Annotated in this window: 17 protein-coding genes; 13 read left to right on the top strand and 4 right to left on the bottom strand. The window is 60.4% G+C overall.

Annotation, left to right across the window (positions count from 1 at the left end):
* Positions 1-62 precede the first annotated feature (62 nt).
* The gene (locus AC07YV_RS26225) at positions 63-671 is read left to right on the top strand and encodes a TetR/AcrR family transcriptional regulator (RefSeq protein ID WP_015096199.1); all 609 of its coding nucleotides are present in this window, start codon (positions 63-65) and stop codon (positions 669-671) included.
* Positions 672-781: 110 nt separating this feature from the next.
* On the opposite strand, the gene AC07YV_RS26230 is transcribed toward AC07YV_RS26225, so the two are convergent.
* Both AC07YV_RS26230 and AC07YV_RS26235 read right to left on the bottom strand, forming a co-directional pair.
* Entirely contained in the window at positions 782-1,240 is a 459-nt protein-coding gene (locus tag AC07YV_RS26230; protein WP_102701997.1) for an REP-associated tyrosine transposase, read from the bottom strand.
* A 213-nt stretch (positions 1,241-1,453) separates the two neighbouring features.
* Positions 1,454-1,894 carry a GlcG/HbpS family heme-binding protein gene (locus AC07YV_RS26235; RefSeq protein ID WP_095963882.1) on the bottom strand — a complete coding sequence of 147 codons (441 nt, stop codon included), beginning with the start codon at positions 1,892-1,894 and terminating at the stop codon, positions 1,454-1,456.
* A 268-nt stretch (positions 1,895-2,162) separates the two neighbouring features.
* Here AC07YV_RS26235 and gcl point away from each other — a divergent pair, with 268 nt between their 5' ends.
* The 8 genes from gcl (at position 2,163) to AC07YV_RS26275 (ending at position 11,888) form a co-directional block, all read left to right on the top strand.
* Positions 2,163-3,938, top strand: coding sequence for a glyoxylate carboligase (gene gcl, locus AC07YV_RS26240; RefSeq protein ID WP_008020595.1), 1,776 nt, complete (start codon positions 2,163-2,165; stop codon positions 3,936-3,938).
* A 137-nt stretch (positions 3,939-4,075) separates the two neighbouring features.
* Positions 4,076-4,858: a hydroxypyruvate isomerase gene (gene hyi, locus AC07YV_RS26245; protein WP_007971414.1), complete on the top strand. Its 783-nt coding sequence runs from the start codon at positions 4,076-4,078 to the stop codon at positions 4,856-4,858.
* 157 nt (positions 4,859-5,015) lie between these two features.
* The gene (locus AC07YV_RS26250; RefSeq protein ID WP_102701998.1) at positions 5,016-5,909 is read left to right on the top strand and encodes a 2-hydroxy-3-oxopropionate reductase; all 894 of its coding nucleotides are present in this window, start codon (positions 5,016-5,018) and stop codon (positions 5,907-5,909) included.
* 205 nt (positions 5,910-6,114) lie between these two features.
* Positions 6,115-7,395 carry a glycerate kinase type-2 family protein gene (locus AC07YV_RS26255; protein ID WP_102701999.1) on the top strand — a complete coding sequence of 427 codons (1,281 nt, stop codon included), beginning with the start codon at positions 6,115-6,117 and terminating at the stop codon, positions 7,393-7,395.
* Entirely contained in the window at positions 7,385-8,800 is a 1,416-nt protein-coding gene (gene pyk / locus AC07YV_RS26260) for a pyruvate kinase (protein ID WP_007971417.1), read from the top strand. Before AC07YV_RS26255 ends, pyk begins: the two co-directional genes overlap by 11 nt.
* Before the next feature lie 146 nt (positions 8,801-8,946).
* Positions 8,947-9,861 (top strand): urea transporter, encoded by a 915-nt coding sequence (locus AC07YV_RS26265; protein ID WP_102702000.1) that lies wholly within the window; start codon positions 8,947-8,949, stop codon positions 9,859-9,861.
* 21 nt (positions 9,862-9,882) lie between these two features.
* A complete protein-coding gene (locus AC07YV_RS26270; RefSeq protein ID WP_102702001.1) occupies positions 9,883-10,707 on the top strand; it encodes an ion transporter in 825 nt (274 codons plus the stop codon).
* 182 nt (positions 10,708-10,889) lie between these two features.
* Positions 10,890-11,888 carry a sulfate ABC transporter substrate-binding protein gene (locus tag AC07YV_RS26275; RefSeq protein WP_102702002.1) on the top strand — a complete coding sequence of 333 codons (999 nt, stop codon included), beginning with the start codon at positions 10,890-10,892 and terminating at the stop codon, positions 11,886-11,888.
* A 169-nt stretch (positions 11,889-12,057) separates the two neighbouring features.
* Here AC07YV_RS26275 and AC07YV_RS26280 read toward each other — a convergent pair whose 3' ends face one another.
* Positions 12,058-12,501, bottom strand: a complete 444-nt coding sequence (locus AC07YV_RS26280; RefSeq protein WP_102702003.1) for a hypothetical protein — start codon at positions 12,499-12,501, stop codon at positions 12,058-12,060.
* A gap of 325 nt (positions 12,502-12,826) precedes the next feature.
* Here AC07YV_RS26280 and AC07YV_RS26285 point away from each other — a divergent pair, with 325 nt between their 5' ends.
* The 4 genes from AC07YV_RS26285 to AC07YV_RS26300 all read left to right on the top strand — a co-directional run bounded on the left by AC07YV_RS26285 (position 12,827) and on the right by AC07YV_RS26300 (position 16,088).
* On the top strand, positions 12,827-14,032 hold the full coding sequence (locus AC07YV_RS26285) for an MFS transporter (RefSeq protein ID WP_102702004.1): 1,206 nt from the start codon (positions 12,827-12,829) through the stop codon (positions 14,030-14,032).
* Between the two features lie 46 nt (positions 14,033-14,078).
* Positions 14,079-14,966 (top strand): LysR family transcriptional regulator, encoded by an 888-nt coding sequence (locus tag AC07YV_RS26290; protein WP_102702005.1) that lies wholly within the window; start codon positions 14,079-14,081, stop codon positions 14,964-14,966.
* Between the two features lie 82 nt (positions 14,967-15,048).
* Entirely contained in the window at positions 15,049-15,516 is a 468-nt protein-coding gene (locus AC07YV_RS26295; RefSeq protein WP_102702006.1) for a helix-turn-helix domain-containing protein, read from the top strand.
* On the top strand, positions 15,513-16,088 hold the full coding sequence (locus AC07YV_RS26300) for a PIN domain-containing protein (RefSeq protein WP_102702007.1): 576 nt from the start codon (positions 15,513-15,515) through the stop codon (positions 16,086-16,088). The genes AC07YV_RS26295 and AC07YV_RS26300 overlap by 4 nt, the downstream gene beginning before the upstream one ends.
* A gap of 92 nt (positions 16,089-16,180) precedes the next feature.
* Here AC07YV_RS26300 and phnN read toward each other — a convergent pair whose 3' ends face one another.
* Entirely contained in the window at positions 16,181-16,747 is a 567-nt protein-coding gene (phnN, locus tag AC07YV_RS26305; RefSeq protein ID WP_102702009.1) for a phosphonate metabolism protein/1,5-bisphosphokinase (PRPP-forming) PhnN, read from the bottom strand.
* Positions 16,748-17,102: the final 355 nt, after the last annotated feature.

The following is a 17,102-nucleotide window of genomic DNA, read 5'->3' on the forward strand; positions in this document are numbered from 1 at the left end:
CGCCGCGCGAGGCCGGTGATACCATGCGCAACCGCCAGAACAGGCAAGGAATCACCGGGTTTATGAGCACTATCCGCGAGCGCAACAAACAATTGATCCTGCGTGCCGCCAGTGAGGAGTTCGCCGACAAAGGCTTCGCTGCGACCAAAACCAGCGACATCGCAGCCAAGGCGGGATTGCCCAAGCCCAACGTCTACTACTACTTCAAATCCAAGGAAAACCTCTACCGCGAGGTCCTGGAAAGCATCATCGAACCGATCCTGCAGGCATCGACACCGTTCAATCCGGACGGCGAACCCGGTGAAGTGCTCAGCGGCTACATTCGCTCGAAAATCCGCATCTCCCGCGACCTGCCTTTCGCCTCCAAGGTATTCGCCAGCGAAATCATGCACGGCGCGCCCCACCTGAGCTCCGATCTGGTCGAACAGCTCAATGGCCAGGCCAAACACAACATCGAGTGCATCCAGACCTGGATCGACCGCGGACAAATCGCCCCCATCGACCCCAACCACCTGATGTTCAGCATCTGGGCCGCCACCCAGACCTACGCCGACTTCGACTGGCAGATCACCGCCATCACCGGCAAGGCCAGGCTGGATGAGGAAGATTACGAAGCAGCAGCGCAGACGATTATCCGGTTGGTGCTCAAGGGGTGTGAGCCGGAGCGGTAGACCGTAGCGCGGCCTTCGCGAGCAGGCTCGCTCCCACAAGGGTTTTGTGAGCACTGGAGATCCGCTGTGGGAGCGAGCCTGCTCGCGAATAGCGGCACCACGGTTTCAGCTCAAACCCAAACAGCATCCCACAGTGGATAGTCGCCCAGCTTCTCGACCAGCCCTGCCCGCAACGGGTTGGCCACAACATACCGCGCCATCTTCACCAAATCCTCATCTTGCCTCAGTGCTCGGTCGTGATAACCCTGTTGCCAAAGGCAGATCTTCCGGCCGACGGACCGATTGACTGCCTTGGTGCTTAGCGACTTGGTCCTTTGCATCAATCCACTGAGCGAACCCCGCTGCAACTCGACCAACCAATGAAAATGGTCAGGCATGACGACCCAAGCCAATGACTTGGCACAACCTTGCGCCTGAGCATTGCGAAATTGGTCAACGACCAATCTGCCCAAGGTGAAATTCTTGAAGACAGGTCGGCGTTCGAAGGTATTGGCAGTCAATAGGTAGATACGGTTTTGTTCTGCGTAACGGCCGATACGCAGGCGATGTGAGGCAGACAACTTGGGCATTCCCTTTCCACTCTCATGATGAAGTCATGAAAAGGCTAGCCCCGCAATTGCTGGAGGGTAATGCAGACTTTTAGCTGAATGTGACTGAAAGAATGCCTTCGCGAGCAGGCTCGCTCCCACAGTGATATTGCGGTGATCAGACATTTTTGTGTCCGCCACCGCCCCTTGTGGGAGCGAGCCTGCTCGCGAAGGCGATTGATCAGGCGCTACAGATCAAGCCGCCACCCCCGCATCCGCCACCAACCCCAACGCCTCGATGGCATTGATCGCGCACTGCTCGTCGACATCCGACAGATCGCCGCTGATCCCCACCGCCCCCAGCACGTTCCCCTCCTGATCCCGCACCAGCACACCACCCGGTGCCGGCACGACGCTGCCCTGCCCCAGGCTGTTCAACGCGGCGATAAACGCCGGGCGTTGCTGGGCGTCCAGCGCCAGCAGGCGTGACCCCTTGCCCAGCGCAATGGCGCCCCAGGCTTTACCTATGGCGACGTGCGGGCGCAGCAGGCTGGCGCCGTCTTCGCGTTGCAGGGTGATCAGATGCCCGCCGGCATCCAGTACCGCGATGGTCAAGGGCGCCGCGGCGATTGCACGCCCGGCGGTAATAGCCTCGTTGACCAGGTTGACTGCGACTTTCAAGGTTAAAGCGCTCATGGTGCCGTCCTCATTTTGTTATAGGGAAAGTCGTGGGGCTGCGGTTTTGTGCCGCAGCCCGATGCAACAAATAGAACACAATGAATTATTTTTTTGTATACAATAATTCTCGAAAGGCGCCACATGCGACGAAAAGCCACAGTAGAAAGGGCTTCCGACGAATGAAACAAGCGCTTGAGAAAATGGATTGACCTGCGCCGTCCGCCGTGAATACACTCTGCGCAAAGCCACTTGTATACAATTACAAAACGTAAAGAGGCACAAAACCATGAGCAAAATGAGAGCAATCGAAGCCGCCGTTCTGGTGATGCGCCGTGAAGGGGTTGATACCGCTTTTGGCATCCCGGGTGCCGCCATCAACCCGCTGTACTCCGCCCTGCAAAAGGTCGGCGGCATCGATCACGTACTCGCTCGCCACGTTGAAGGCGCCTCGCACATGGCCGAGGGCTACACCCGCACCAAGGCCGGCAACATCGGCGTGTGCATCGGTACTTCCGGCCCTGCCGGCACCGACATGGTCACCGGGCTCTACAGCGCCTCGGCCGACTCGATTCCAATCCTCTGCATCACAGGGCAGGCACCCCGCGCCCGTATGCACAAGGAAGACTTCCAGGCTGTCGACATCACCAGCATCGTCAAGCCAGTCACCAAGTGGGCGACCACCGTTCTGGAACCGGGCCAGGTGCCTTACGCGTTCCAGAAAGCCTTCTATGAAATGCGCTCCGGCCGTCCAGGCCCGGTGCTGATCGACCTGCCGTTCGACGTTCAAATGGCGGAAATCGAATTCGACATCGACGCTTACCAGCCACTGCCGCTGGCCAAGCCGACCGCCAGCCGCGTTCAAGTCGAGAAGGCCTTGGCCTTGCTGGATCAGGCCGAACGTCCATTGCTGGTGGCCGGTGGCGGCATCATCAACGCCGATGCCAGCGACCTGCTGGTGGAGTTCGCCGAGCTGACTGGCATTCCAGTGATCCCGACCTTGATGGGCTGGGGCACCATCCCGGACGATCACCCGCTGATGGTGGGCATGGTGGGCTTGCAGACCTCGCACCGCTACGGCAACGCGACCATGCTCAAGTCGGACGTGGTGCTGGGCATCGGTAACCGTTGGGCCAACCGTCACACCGGTTCGGTCGACGTCTACACTGAAGGCCGCAAGTTCATCCACGTCGATATCGAAGGCACTCAGATCGGCCGCGTGTTCACCCCGGACCTGGGCATCGTGTCCGACGCCGCTGCCGCACTGACCGTGTTCATCGAAGTCGCTCGCGAATGGCAAGCCGCCGGCAAGCTGAAGAACCGCAGCGCCTGGCTGCAAGACTGCCAGCAGCGTAAAGCCAGCCTGCAGCGCAAGACTCACTTCGACAACGTGCCGGTCAAGCCGCAACGCGTTTACGAAGAAATGAACCAGGTGTTCGGCAAGGACACCTGCTACGTCAGCACCATCGGTCTGTCGCAGATTGCCGGCGCGCAGTTCCTGCACGTCTACAAGCCGCGTCACTGGATCAACTGCGGTCAGGCAGGCCCTCTGGGCTGGACCATTCCGGCAGCGCTGGGCGTGGTCAAGGCTGATCCGAACCGTAAAGTCGTGGCCCTGTCGGGGGACTATGACTTCCAGTTCATGATCGAGGAATTGGCGGTGGGCGCGCAGTTCAAGCTGCCGTACATCCACGTCGTGGTGAACAACTCGTACCTGGGCCTGATCCGTCAGGCGCAGCGCGGTTTCGACATGGACTACTGCGTTCAGCTGTCCTTCGACAACCTGAACGCGCCGGAACTCAATGGTTACGGTGTCGACCACGTCGCGGTGGCCGAAGGCCTGGGCTGCAAGGCGCTGCGTGTGTTCGAACCGGCTCAGATCCAGCCTGCCCTGCGCAAGGCCCAGGAACTGATCGAGGAGTTCAAGGTTCCGGTGATCGTCGAGATCATCCTGGAGCGCGTGACCAACATTTCCATGGGCACCGAGATCAACGCCGTCAACGAATTCGAAGACCTGGCGCTGGTCGGCGACGACGCACCGACTGCGATTTCGCTGCTGGACTAACTGCTGACCGCTCCCCCTGTGGGAGCGGGCTTGCTCGCGAAAGCGGTCTGACATTCACCATTGATGTCGACTGACACTCCGCCTTCGCGAGCAAGCCCACTCCCACAAGGGACCTCATACATATACGGGAGACCACCATGCCGCGTTTCGCAGCCAACCTGTCCATGCTGTTCACCGAACAGGACTTTCTTGCCCGTTTCGAAGCGGCCGCCAAAGCCGGCTTCAGTGGTGTTGAATACCTGTTCCCGTACGACTTCAGCTCCGCCGAAATCAAGGCCAAGCTCGACGCCAACGGTCTGACCCAAGTGCTGTTCAACCTGCCGGCCGGCGACTGGGCCAAGGGCGAGCGCGGTATCGCATGCCTGCCGGACCGGGTTGAAGAATTCCGTGCCGGTGTCGACCTGGCCATCGCTTATGCGCAAGTGCTGGGCAACACCCAGGTCAACTGCCTGGCTGGTATCCGGCCGCAGGGCTTTGACGATGCCACCGTGGAGAAAACCTTCGTCGCCAACCTCAAGTACGCGGCCGACAAGCTGCAAGCGGCGGGCATCAAGCTGGTGATGGAAGCGATCAACACCCGTGACATTCCAGGCTTCTACCTGAACAACACGGCGCAAGCCCTGTCGATTCGCGAGCAGGTCGGCAGCGCCAACCTGTTCCTGCAATACGACATCTACCACATGCAAATCATGGAAGGCGACCTGGCCCGCACCCTGCAATCGCACTTGGGCGAGATCAACCACGTGCAGCTCGCGGACAACCCGGGGCGCAACGAACCAGGCACCGGTGAAATCAACTACCGCTTCCTGTTCGAACACCTGGACCGTATCGGGTATCAGGGCTGGGTCGGTTGCGAATACAAGCCGCTGACCACCACGGAAGCGGGCCTGGGCTGGCTCAAAACCCATAACGCGATCTAACACAAATCCCTGTGGGAGCGAGCTTGCTCGCGATAGCGGTGGGACAGTCAACTTCAATGCTGAATGTTATGGCCCCATCGCGAGCAAGCTCGCTCCCACATAAAAGCAGCACTCCCCTATTTGCTTGAAGCAGCAACAAAAACAAGAGGATTTTCTCATGGCTAAAATCGGATTTATCGGCACCGGCATCATGGGCCACCCAATGGCGTTGAACCTGCAGAAAGCCGGTCACAGCCTGTTCCTGTCGGCGCACCACGACGCCGCCCCTGCCGACCTGATCGCCGCTGGCGCCGTTGCTCTGGCGAACCCGAAAGAAGTCGCCCAGGAAGCTGAATTCATCATCGTCATGGTGCCGGATACCCCGCAGGTCGACGACGTGCTGTTCCGTGCCGACGGTATCGCTGCTGGCGTGGGCAAAGGCAAAGTGGTGATCGACATGAGCTCGATCTCGCCGACCGCCACCAAGGCTTTCGCCGCGAAGATCAACGAAAAAGGCGCGCAATACCTCGACGCCCCGGTCTCCGGTGGTGAAGTCGGCGCCAAGGCGGCGACCCTGAGCATCATGGTCGGCGGCGATGCCGACGCCTTCGAACGCGCCCTGCCGCTGTTCCAGGCCATGGGCAAGAACATCACCCTGGTCGGTGGCAACGGTGACGGTCAAACCGCCAAGGTGGCCAACCAGATCATCGTGGCCCTGAACATCCAGGCGGTGGCCGAAGCCCTGCTGTTCGCTTCGAAAAACGGTGCCGACCCAGCCAAGGTGCGTGAAGCGCTGATGGGCGGTTTCGCTTCCTCGAAGATCCTCGAAGTGCACGGCGAGCGCATGATCAAGGGCACCTTCGATCCTGGCTTCCGCATCAGCCTGCACCAGAAGGACCTGAACCTGGCCCTGCAAGGCGCCAAGGAGCTGAATATCAACCTGCCGAACACCGCCAACACCCAGCAAGTGTTCAGCACCTGCGCGGCCATCGGTGGCAGCAACTGGGATCACTCGGCGCTGATCAAGGGCCTGGAACACATGGCGAACTTCTCGATTCGCGACAAGAAGTAAGTCCTGCCCCATCCCCATGTGGGAGCGGGCCTGTGGCGAGGGGGCTTGCCCCCGTTGGGCTGCGTAGCAGCCCCAAAATCTCTGATACACCGAAGATCTTGTGAGTGCTACGCACTCAAACGGGGGCAAGCCCCCTCGCCACAGGGCCCGCTCCCACACTGGACCGAGTTGCCCATTCAAATAACAAGAATTCCGGGAGCCCGCCATGTCGGTCGATCCGCAACAATTGCTGCGCGAGCTGTTTGCCACAGCCATCGACGCGGCGCATCCGCAACAAGTCCTCGAAGCCCATCTGCCTGCCGACCGCAGCGGTCGCGTGATCGTCATCGGCGCCGGCAAAGCCGCAGCCGCCATGGCCCAGGTGGTCGAGCGTTGCTGGCAGGGCGAAGTGTCAGGCCTGGTGGTGACCCGTTACGGTCACGGCGCACCTTGCGAAAAAATCGAAGTGGTCGAAGCCGCGCACCCGGTACCGGACGCCGCCGGCCTGGCCGTGGCCAAGCGTGTGCTGGAACTGGTCAGCGACCTCAACGAATCCGACCGCGTGATTTTCCTGCTCTCCGGTGGTGGCTCTGCCCTGCTGGCACTGCCGGCCGAAGGCATCACCCTGGCGGACAAGCAGTCGATCAACAAAGCCCTGCTCAAGTCCGGCGCGACCATCGGCGAGATGAACTGCGTGCGCAAGCACCTCTCGGCGATCAAGGGCGGCCGCCTGGGCAAAGCCTGCTGGCCGGCCACTGTCTACACCTATGCGATTTCCGATGTGCCGGGCGACCTCGCCACGGTCATCGCCTCCGGCCCTACCGTGGCCGACCCGAGCACCTCGGCCGAAGCCCTGGCGATCCTCAAGCGTTATGCCATCGAGGTTCCGGCTTCGGTGCGCACCTGGCTGCAAAGCCCCGAATCGGAAACCGTCAAGCCCGGCGACCCGAGCCTGGCACGCAGTCACTTCCAATTGATCGCCCGTCCGCAGCAATCCCTTGAAGCGGCGGCGGTGAAATGCCGCCAGGCCGGGTTCAGCCCGCTGATCCTCGGCGACCTCGAAGGCGAATCCCGCGAGGTGGCGAAGGTCCACGCAGGCATCGCGCGCCAGATCGTCCTGCACGGTCAGCCGCTGGCGGCGCCTTGCGTGATTCTCTCGGGCGGCGAAACCACCGTCACCGTGCGCGGCAATGGCCGTGGCGGGCGCAACGCCGAGTTCCTGCTGAGCCTGACCGACAGCCTCAAAGGCCTGCCCGGCGTCTACGCACTGGCCGGTGACACCGACGGCATCGACGGCTCGGAAGACAACGCCGGCGCAATCATGACCCCGGACAGCTACACCCGCGCCGCCGCAAAGGGCCTGAGCGCCAGCGACGAGTTGGACAACAACAATGGCTACGGCTATTTCGAGGCGCTCGACGCCCTGATCGTCACCGAGCCGACGCGAACCAACGTCAACGACTTCCGCGCCATTCTGATCCTTGAGAGCACTAAACATGACGCCTGACAAAAAGGTCAAAATCCTCGCCACGCTCGGTCCGGCCATCGACGGCATCGACGACATCCGTGAGCTGGTGCTGGCCGGGGTCAACATCTTCCGCCTGAACTTCAGCCATGGCGATCACGCCGACCACGCTCAGCGTTTCCAGTGGATTCGTGAGGTCGAGCGCCAACTGAATTATCCATTGGGCATCCTGATGGACCTGCAAGGCCCGAAACTGCGGGTCGGCAAGTTCGCCGAAGGCAAGGTGCAACTGGTACGCGGCCAGGCCTTGCGCCTGGACCTCGACGCCACGCCGGGCGATGAGCGCCGGGTCAACCTGCCCCACCCGGAAATCATCGCCGCGCTGGAGCCGGGCATGGACCTGCTGCTGGACGACGGCAAGTTGCGCCTGCGGGTCGTGACCAAATACGCCGACGCCATCGACACCACCGTGCTCAATGGCGGCGAACTGTCGGACCGCAAAGGCGTGAACGTACCGCAAGCGGTGCTCGACCTGAGCCCGTTGACCGCCAAGGATCGGCGCGACTTGACCTTCGGTCTGGAACTGGGCGTGGATTGGGTGGCGCTGTCGTTCGTGCAACGTCCCGACGACATCCGCGAAGCCCGCAGCCTGATCGGCGACAAGGCCTTCCTGATGGCCAAGATCGAGAAGCCCTCGGCTGTCGAACAACTGCGCGAGATCGCCGAATTGAGCGATGCAATCATGGTCGCCCGGGGTGACCTGGGCGTGGAAGTGCCGGCCGAAAGCGTGCCGCAGATCCAGAAGAACATCATCAGCACCTGCCGCCAGCTCGGCAAACCGGTGGTGGTGGCCACGCAGATGCTGGAGTCGATGCGCTTCTCGCCAGCGCCCACCCGCGCCGAAGTCACAGACGTCGCCAACGCCGTGGCGGAAGGTGCGGACGCGGTGATGCTGTCGGCGGAAACCGCCTCCGGCGAATACCCGCTCGAAGCCGTGCAGATGATGAGCAAGATCATCCGCCAGGTGGAAAACGGTCCGGACTACCAGACTCAACTCGACGTCAGCCGACCGAAAGCCGAGGCCACCGTTTCCGACGCGATCAGCTGCGCCATTCGCCGTATCAGCAACGTGCTGCCGGTGGCGGTGCTGGTCAATTACAGCGAATCCGGTGCGTCGAGCCTGCGTGCAGCGCGGGAGCGGCCGACCGTGCCGATCCTCAACCTGACGCCGAACCTGCAGACCGCCCGTCGCCTGAGCGTGGCCTGGGGTGTGCACTCGGTGGTCAACGATCGCCTGCGCCAGGTCGATGAAGTCTGCTCCACAGCGCTGGAGATCGCCCAGGCCCAAGGCATGGCGCAGCGTGGCGACACCTTATTGATCACCGCCGGTGTGCCCTTTGGGCAGCCGGGATCGACTAACTCTTTGCGTATCGAGACATTGATCTAGCGCCCATACCGGCCTCATCGCGAGCAAGCTCGCTCCCACAGTTGATTTGTGTACGGCACAAATACAATGACTGAGCAAAGACTCAATGTGGGAGCGAGCTTGCTCGCGATGCAGGCAACTCGGTTTCACTGACTTTCAGAACTGCCATGCCTGCCAACCATTTCAACACCCACTGCCCCGACTGGGCCGAAGCCTTGCTCAACGGCTTCAGCCAGATCTTTCTCCAGCGTAATCCGTTGTGTGGCCTGCTGTGCCTCCTGGCAATCCTGTTCACTGCGCCCGCCTTGCTGGGCGGCGCCTTGCTCGGCGGTGTCGCCGGGTTGTTCACCGCGCAACGTCGCAACTACGCCAAGGCTGACCGTCAGGCCGGGTTATTCAGCTACAACGGCGTTCTGCTCGGACTGTTGCTGAGCCTGTACTTCCCCTGGTCGGCGATGATGCCGCCGCTGATTCTGGCCGCCGGCGGCCTGAGCGCGATGTTCACCCAGCAGTGGCTCAAGCGCGTCCGGTTCAGCCAATACCTCCCCGCCTACACCACGCCGTTCGTGGTGCTGAGCTGGGTGCTGCTGTGCTTCGCCACGCCCTCGACAGAGGCGCATTTGATCGAAGTCAGCACCCTGAACATGCTCGCCGCCCCTTTCAAAGGCATCGGCCAGGTGATGTTCCTCGGTCATCCGCTGGCCGGTGCGATGATTGCCGCCGGTTTGCTGATCGCTGATCGCCGCGCCTTCTGCTGGGCGTTGTTGGCGTCTGTCGCGGGCATGGGCTGGAGCCTGTTGCAGCACGATTTCTACACCGCACTGCTCGGCCTCGGCGGCTACAACGCCGTACTCGCCGCCCTCGCCTTCAGCTCGCAGCGTCGCCAACCGTGGCTGCCGCTGGTCGGCATCGGCCTGGCGCTGTTGCTGACGCCGGTGTTTGCCGCCATCGGCCTGCCCACGCTGACCGCGCCGTTCATTCTTGCCTGCTGGCTGATCCGCTCGGTTGTTCAGGTGCTCGGCAAAGCCACAGTCGAAAGCGCGCCTTGCGCTACCGGGGAGAATCAACCTAGGCTGCGCTGATCATCGAGTCAGGCGTTATCCATGGACAGCAACAAACACTGGCGTGAAGACCTTTACGTCATGATTTTCCAGACCGACACCCAGGCGGGTCGGCGCTTCGACGGCATCCTGCTGTTGATCATCCTCGCCAGCCTGGTGATCGTGATGCTCGACAGCATCGACAGCGTTCACCGCAACTACGCCGATGTACTCGCCTATATCGAGTGGGGCTTCACGGCGGTCTTCCTCGGCGAGTACATCCTGCGCCTGTACTGCTCGCCCAAACCCCTGCGCTACGCCTTCAGCTTTTACGGACTGGTGGACCTGCTGGCCATCGTGCCCGGCATCCTCGCACTGTATTACGCCGATGCGCAGTATCTGCTGATTATCCGGATCATCCGCATGCTGCGGATCTTCCGCGTACTCAAGCTCAGCCCTTATCTCAAGCAAGCCAACTACCTGATGTCGGCGCTGCGCGGCAGCAAGCAGAAAATCGTGGTGTTCCTGGTCAGCGTCTGCACGCTGGTGACGGTGTTCGGCACGCTGATGTATGTGATCGAAGGCCCCGAACATGGCTTCACCAGCATTCCCAAAGGCATCTATTGGGCTATCGTGACTCTGACCACCGTGGGCTTCGGCGACATCGTGCCGAAGACGCCGCTGGGCCAGGTGATTTCGTCGCTGGTGATGATCACCGGTTACTCGATCATCGCCGTGCCAACCGGGATTTTCACTGCTGAACTGGCCAACGCCATGCGCGGCGATCAGCTTCAACACGACTGCCCGGTGTGCAAGAAAAACAGCCACGAACACGGTGCTGCATTCTGCTCCCGTTGCGGCAATGCACTGTTCAAAAAACTGGAATAAGCAAAGAGCTTTTTAATCTTTAAAGGACTAAACGACCCCGGCTATAGTCGCGTGCTCTGAAACCAACAAATAACCCGTAGGAGCTGCCGCAGGCTGCGATCTTTTGATTTTTCGTTTTTTAAAAGCAAGATCAAAAGATCGCAGCCTTCGGCAGCGCCTACAAATAGAACAAGGAATTCGCAGTGAAAAAACTCTTTGGCGCCTCGCTTCTCGCCGCTGGCCTGGCCCTGGGCAACATCGCCCAGGCTGCACCGACGCTGCTCAACGTTTCCTACGACGTGATGCGCGATTTCTACAAGGACTACAACACTGCGTTCCAGAAACACTGGCAAGCCGAGCACAACGAAAACATCACCCTGCAGATGTCCTTCGGCGGCTCCAGCAAACAGGCACGCTCGGTGATCGACGGCCTGCCGGCGGATGTCATCACCATGAACATGGCCACCGACATCAATGCCCTGGCGGACAACGGCAAACTGGTCCCGGAAAACTGGGTCACGCGCCTGCCGAACAACAGCGCGCCGTTCACCTCGGCCACCGTGTTCATCGTGCGCAAGGGCAACCCGAAAGCCCTGAAAGACTGGCCGGACCTGCTCAAGGATGGCGTGCAAGTCATCGTGCCGAACCCGAAGACTTCGGGGAACGGTCGCTACACCTACCTCTCGGCCTGGGGCTACGTGCTGAAAAACGGCGGTGACGAGAACAAGGCCAAAGACTTCGTCGGCAAGCTGTTCAAGCAAGCGCCGGTACTCGATACCGGTGGCCGCGCCGCCACCACCACCTTCATGACCAACCAGATCGGCGACGTGCTGGTGACCTTCGAGAACGAAGCGGAAATGATCGCCCGCGAGTTCGGCCGTGATCAGTTCGAAGTCATCTACCCAAGCGTTTCCGCCGAAGCCGAGCCACCGGTGTCGGTGGTCGACAAAACCGTCGACAAGAAAGGCACCCGCGCCGCCGCCGAGGAATACCTGAAGTACCTGTGGTCGCCGCAAGGCCAGGAGATCGCTGCCGCCAATTACCTGCGCCCGCGTGACCCGGCCGTGCTGGCCAAGTACACCGACCGTTTCCCGAAAGTGGACTTCCTGTCCGTCGAGAAGACCTTCGGTGACTGGCGTACCGTGCAGAAGACCCACTTCAACGATGGCGGGATTTTCGACCAGATCTACAGCGGTAAATGATCTCTGCCCGGCAATGAACAAGGCGACCTGCACAGGTCGCCTTTTTTTTGTGAACACCTCCGAACGACTGTAGGAGCTGCCGCAGGCTGCGATCTTTTGATCTTGATCCTGTTTTTAACATCAAGATCGAAAGATCGCAGCCTGCGGCAGCTCCTGCAAGGGTGCACTTCTAGCTCAAATTGCCGCAAAAAATAGCCTGGTGACCATCGACCGGGCTTTGACGTACCACCAAGGCGTAGCCGCCGGCTCGAAGGGTCTCGACGGCGACCGGCGCGCTTTTCCAGAAGCGCTGGTTCGACGCTTGCGAATAGAACCGGGCATTTGGACCGTCATTCATGTCATAGGCTGGTTTCGAACCCAGGTTCCCACAGCTTCCCGGATAGATATAGGCCGTCAACCGACCCGGCAATGTGCTGCCTATGCCCTCGCCGCTGACCTCAACCCAGAACGTTGTTGCGTTATCACCGGGCATCATGATCAACCGGGCAATATTCCCGGGATTATCGGATGTAGCATTCAGGGGAACGCTGGTGACCTGACTGTCAGGCACTGTCGAGCACCCAGAGATCCAACCGACCGCTACCACTAACGCCAGCGAAGATACGATTTTCATCGTGATACTCCCGCTTGTAAGGACACATTGAAGTGATCCCCCCAGTAGATTCTAGCTGCCGGGGCTGCGCGGGCTTTTCTTCAGATGGCCGGTTGCCATGTGTCGGCTACGGGACGTGCAGAGAGAACATAAGCACGCTATCGAACAAGATGTAAGTGAATGTATCATTGACCTTCGATCTTCTGACGCAAGGCCATTCGGCGGACGACACACGCGTCCGTCAGTCATTCCGCAATGGAATGATAGCTATCACTCCAATCCCGCTTCCGCCGTTTCAGTCAGCCCGTTAGCCTGCGCGCATTCCTTTCCGTACAGCGAGACCGTTATGAACCCAGCGACCCAGGTGCCCCACGGCACCGCGACAATGACCCGAAGCATGGTGCTGCTGTTCGCTTTCTGCTGCGGCGCCATTGTCGCCAACATCTACTACGCCCAGCCGATCATCGGCCTGATCGCCCCGGACATCGGCCTGAGCAACGCCATGGCCAGCCTGATCGTTTCCCTGACCCAGATCGGCTATGCGCTGGGGCTGTTTTTCCTGGTGCCGCTGGGGGATCTGCTGGAGAACCGCCGGTTGATGATCATCACCACCCTGGTGGCGATTGCCAGCCTGCTGGGTGCGGCGTTCACCGATCAGCCGAACCTGTTCTTGCTGATTTCGCTGTTGGTGGGGTTCAGCTCGGTTTCGGTACAGATTCTGATTCCACTGGCCGCACACCTGGCGCCGGAAGAAACCCGTGGCCGTGTAGTGGGCGGGATCATGGGCGGTTTGCTGCTCGGCATTCTGCTGGCCCGGCCGGTGTCCAGCGTGGTGGCCGACCATTTCGGCTGGCGCGCGATGTTTGTGATTGCCGCCGTGTTGATGGCAGCCATCAGCATCGTGCTGGCCGTGACCATTCCCAAGCGTGAGCCCGATCACAGCGCATCCTATGGCCAGTTGCTGGGCTCGCTGTGGACGCTGTTGCGCAAGCAACCGGTGCTACGCCAGCGCGCGTTTTACCAGGGCTGCATGTTTGCCACGTTCAGCCTGTTCTGGACCGCCGTGCCGCTGGAGCTGGCGCGCAATCACGGTTTGTCGCAAAGCGAGATCGCGATTTTCGCGTTGGTGGGCGCCATCGGCGCCATCGCCGCCCCGATCGCCGGACGCCTGGCCGATGCCGGCCACACCCGCATCGCATCGTTGCTGGCCCTGCTGTTTGCCAGCCTGAGTTTTATGCCGGCGTTCATTCATCCGGCCTACAGTGTCATCGGCCTGGCCGTGACCGGCGTGGTGCTGGACTTCTGCGTGCAGATGAACATGGTCCTCGGCCAGCGTGCGGTGTACGCCCTCGACGGCAAAAGCCGCAGCCGCCTGAATGCGCTGTACATGACCAGCATCTTCATCGGCGGCGCCTTCGGCTCTTCGGTGGCCAGCGCAGTGTACGAACAGGGCGGCTGGTTGTGGATCGTGATCGTCGGCAGTGCGTTTCCGCTGCTGGCGTTGTTGCGGTTCTTGAGTGTTTCGCCGAAGGCATCGTTGGCGACGGCTTGAAACCATTGACTTGCGACATCCTCAAGATTTTGCACAAGGACCCTCAATGGACCGCCTCGGCGCAATGGAAACCTTCGTCTACGTGGTGGAAACCGGCTCGTTTTCCGCCGCGGCACGACGCCTGAACATCGGCCAGCCGGCCGTGTCGAAAACCATCGCGCAACTCGAATCGCGTCTGGCGGTGCGGTTGTTGCTGCGCTCGACTCGCAGCCTGACGCCCACCGAAGCCGGGCTGGCCTTTTTCGAGCGGGCCAAGCGTGCCATCGAAGAAGCCGACGAGGCCGACAACGCCGCACGGGGTTGTGCCAGCGGGCTGAGTGGCAACCTGCGTATCTGCGCGGCGGTCACCTTCGGCCGGCTGCACATCGTTCCGCACCTGGGCCCCTTCCTGGAGCAACACCCGAAGCTGAACATCGACCTGATGCTCGACGATCGCAATGTCAACCTGGTGGAAGAAGGCGTCGATATCGCCCTGCGCATGGGCGCGTTGAGCGACTCGGGCCTGACCGCGCGCAGGATCGCCGAATGCCGGCGCATGGTACTGGGTACACCGGCGTACTTCGAAAAACACGGCGACCCCCCCTGCCCCGCCGACCTGTGCAAGCATCAGGCAATCGTCTACACCCTCGGTGACGGCGCCAATTGGCAATTCAACAAAGCCGGCGAGAAGCAATCGGTGATCGTCAGCGGCCGGATCCGTGTCAACGCCGCCGAAGGCCTGCGTGAAGCCGTGCTGGCCCATCAAGGACTGACCATGGCTTCGCAATGGATGTTTGCGCCAGAACTGGCCGACGGTTCGGTCCGGGAAGTGATGAAGGACTGGGCATTGCCGAACCAGGACCTGTGGGCGGTGTTCCCTACAGGCAGGATGGCCAGCGCCAAGGCTCGGGCGTTTGTGGAGTATGTGCAGGGGTTGTTGAAGAACGAGGTTTGAAAGCCAGGCGTTTCGTTTATTGCGATTTTCGATTAATTCGAATAGCCTGCTGAGATCGATTATTCTGAAATTGGAAGCCGTCATGTCGACCGTCATTCATCCGCCAATCAATTTGCCCGCGAAACACGAAATACAGGCCGCGATCGAGGGGCAACGCACCCTGGCTGCCTATCTCGCCACACGGTTCGAAACTCAGCACATCCAGATATTCGATGAGCAGAACGAAGCGCATAACATCGAACTGCCCACCTCGGCTCTCCGTTTGCTAGTCGATATTCTGGCGGAACTCGCAGCCGGTAACGCTGTGAAAGTAGTCCCGGTTCACGCTGAACTGACTACGCAAGAAGCGGCAGACCTGCTCAATGTCTCACGTCCACACCTGATCAAACTGCTCGAATCCGGCGAACTGTCCTACCACAAAACCGGCAAGCACCGACGTGTGCGCTTTGCCGATTTGATGGACTATAAAAACCGGCGCGACACCGCCAGCGAGCAGGCAATGCTGCTTCTCGCCGAGCAGGCACAGGCGTTAAGGACAGGATACGAGTGAGGCACACTTCATTTACCGCTGTATATGACGCTTGCGCGCTTTACCCCGCGCCATTGAGAGACTTTCTGATGTGGCTCGCGCTTTCCGGGCTTTTCAGGGCGAAATGGTCAGTGGCAATACACGATGAATGGAAACGCAATCTGCTGAAAAACCGCCCGGATCTCAACGCCACGCAATTGAATCGCACCTGCGAGCTAATGGATCTGGCGATTCCCGACGCCTGCGTGTCGGGGTACGAAGCTTTGATACAAGGACTGACGCTGCCCGACGCGGATGACCGACATGTCCTGGCGGCTGCCATTCGTTGCAACGCCAGCGTCATTGTCACCTTCAACCAGAAAGACTTCCCCCGCACCGCGTTGCAACCTTATGGCATCGAGGCCCAGCACCCCGACGAGTTCGTCAATGACCTTTTCGACCTGGATCCGGCAGCAGTGGTCGCCGCGGCACAACGACAGCGCAAGCAACTGAAGGCCCCACCGATGAACACTGACACTTATCTCGATCTATTGTTACGTCAAGGCCTGGTTCAGTCGGTCAAGGCATTGAACAGTTTCCGGGCAATGCTTTGAAAATCACCACGATGTCAACCACGCATCCAGGGTGTGCCCAACACGGGTCAACACCGGCGGCTTCGGCTGTAACTCGACGATGCACTGCAACGTCAGGCACATGGGGATTGCTCGTCAATACAGGCCAGCAAGTGTTCGACCGTAGACTCCAGCGGCCCGGAGTTGTCGAGCAGATGTACGGCCGAGTCTTCTGCCAGCAGCCGCTCGTTGAATCGCACATTGCGCGCCAAGCGCTGATCGATCTCGATCGGCGACTCACGCCCGCGTCCCAGCAGGCGTTGACGCAACACGGCTTGATCCACAGTCAGCAACAGCACCAGCACATTCGGATAGCGCAGGCGGGTTGCCTGCAAATGCCCCCGCGAACCATTGACCAGTACATCCTGGCCGGCGGCCAGCCAATCGTCGATTTCCCGCGGGATGCCATAGGACAACCCATTGGCGTGCCAGCTCAGGGCAAACGCGTCCTGAGCTTGCATATCGGCGAATTGCTGCGCACTGACACCCAGCGCCGCCTCGCCCACGGCTTCGGCCGAGCGGGTAATGACCCGCCGAACGATACGGCAGCCGCGTTCGGCCAACCGCGTTCGTGCGGCATCCAGCAGGCTGTCCTTGCCCGAACCTGAAGGCCCGATGAGATAGATCAACCTGCCCGCCATCAAAACACCCTCTTCATTTGTCGCCACACTTGCTGGACCACCGGCAAACCCTCCTGACTGCGCTTGCACCCGATCAGCCCGCTGGCCCGGCGAATGATCCATCACCTGCACCCGTTGCACCAGCAGGTTTTCCACCCGATCACGGTATAGGCTCAGGGTGTTCGACCAGTGCCGGTTAAAAACTGTTACCTATGTGCTTGAACTGTTTTGTTACCTATGTGGGTGAGTCATACCCTGCGATCTTTTTATTTTGGTTTTTGACCATGTCGAAGAGGCGGAAGATCAAGATCAAAAGATCGCAGCCTGCGGCAGCTCCTACAGGGGGCGTGTGTTTAGCCGAAAGAGATTGGTCGGC

This window comes from Pseudomonas sp. GW456-E7 (assembly GCF_059424105.1).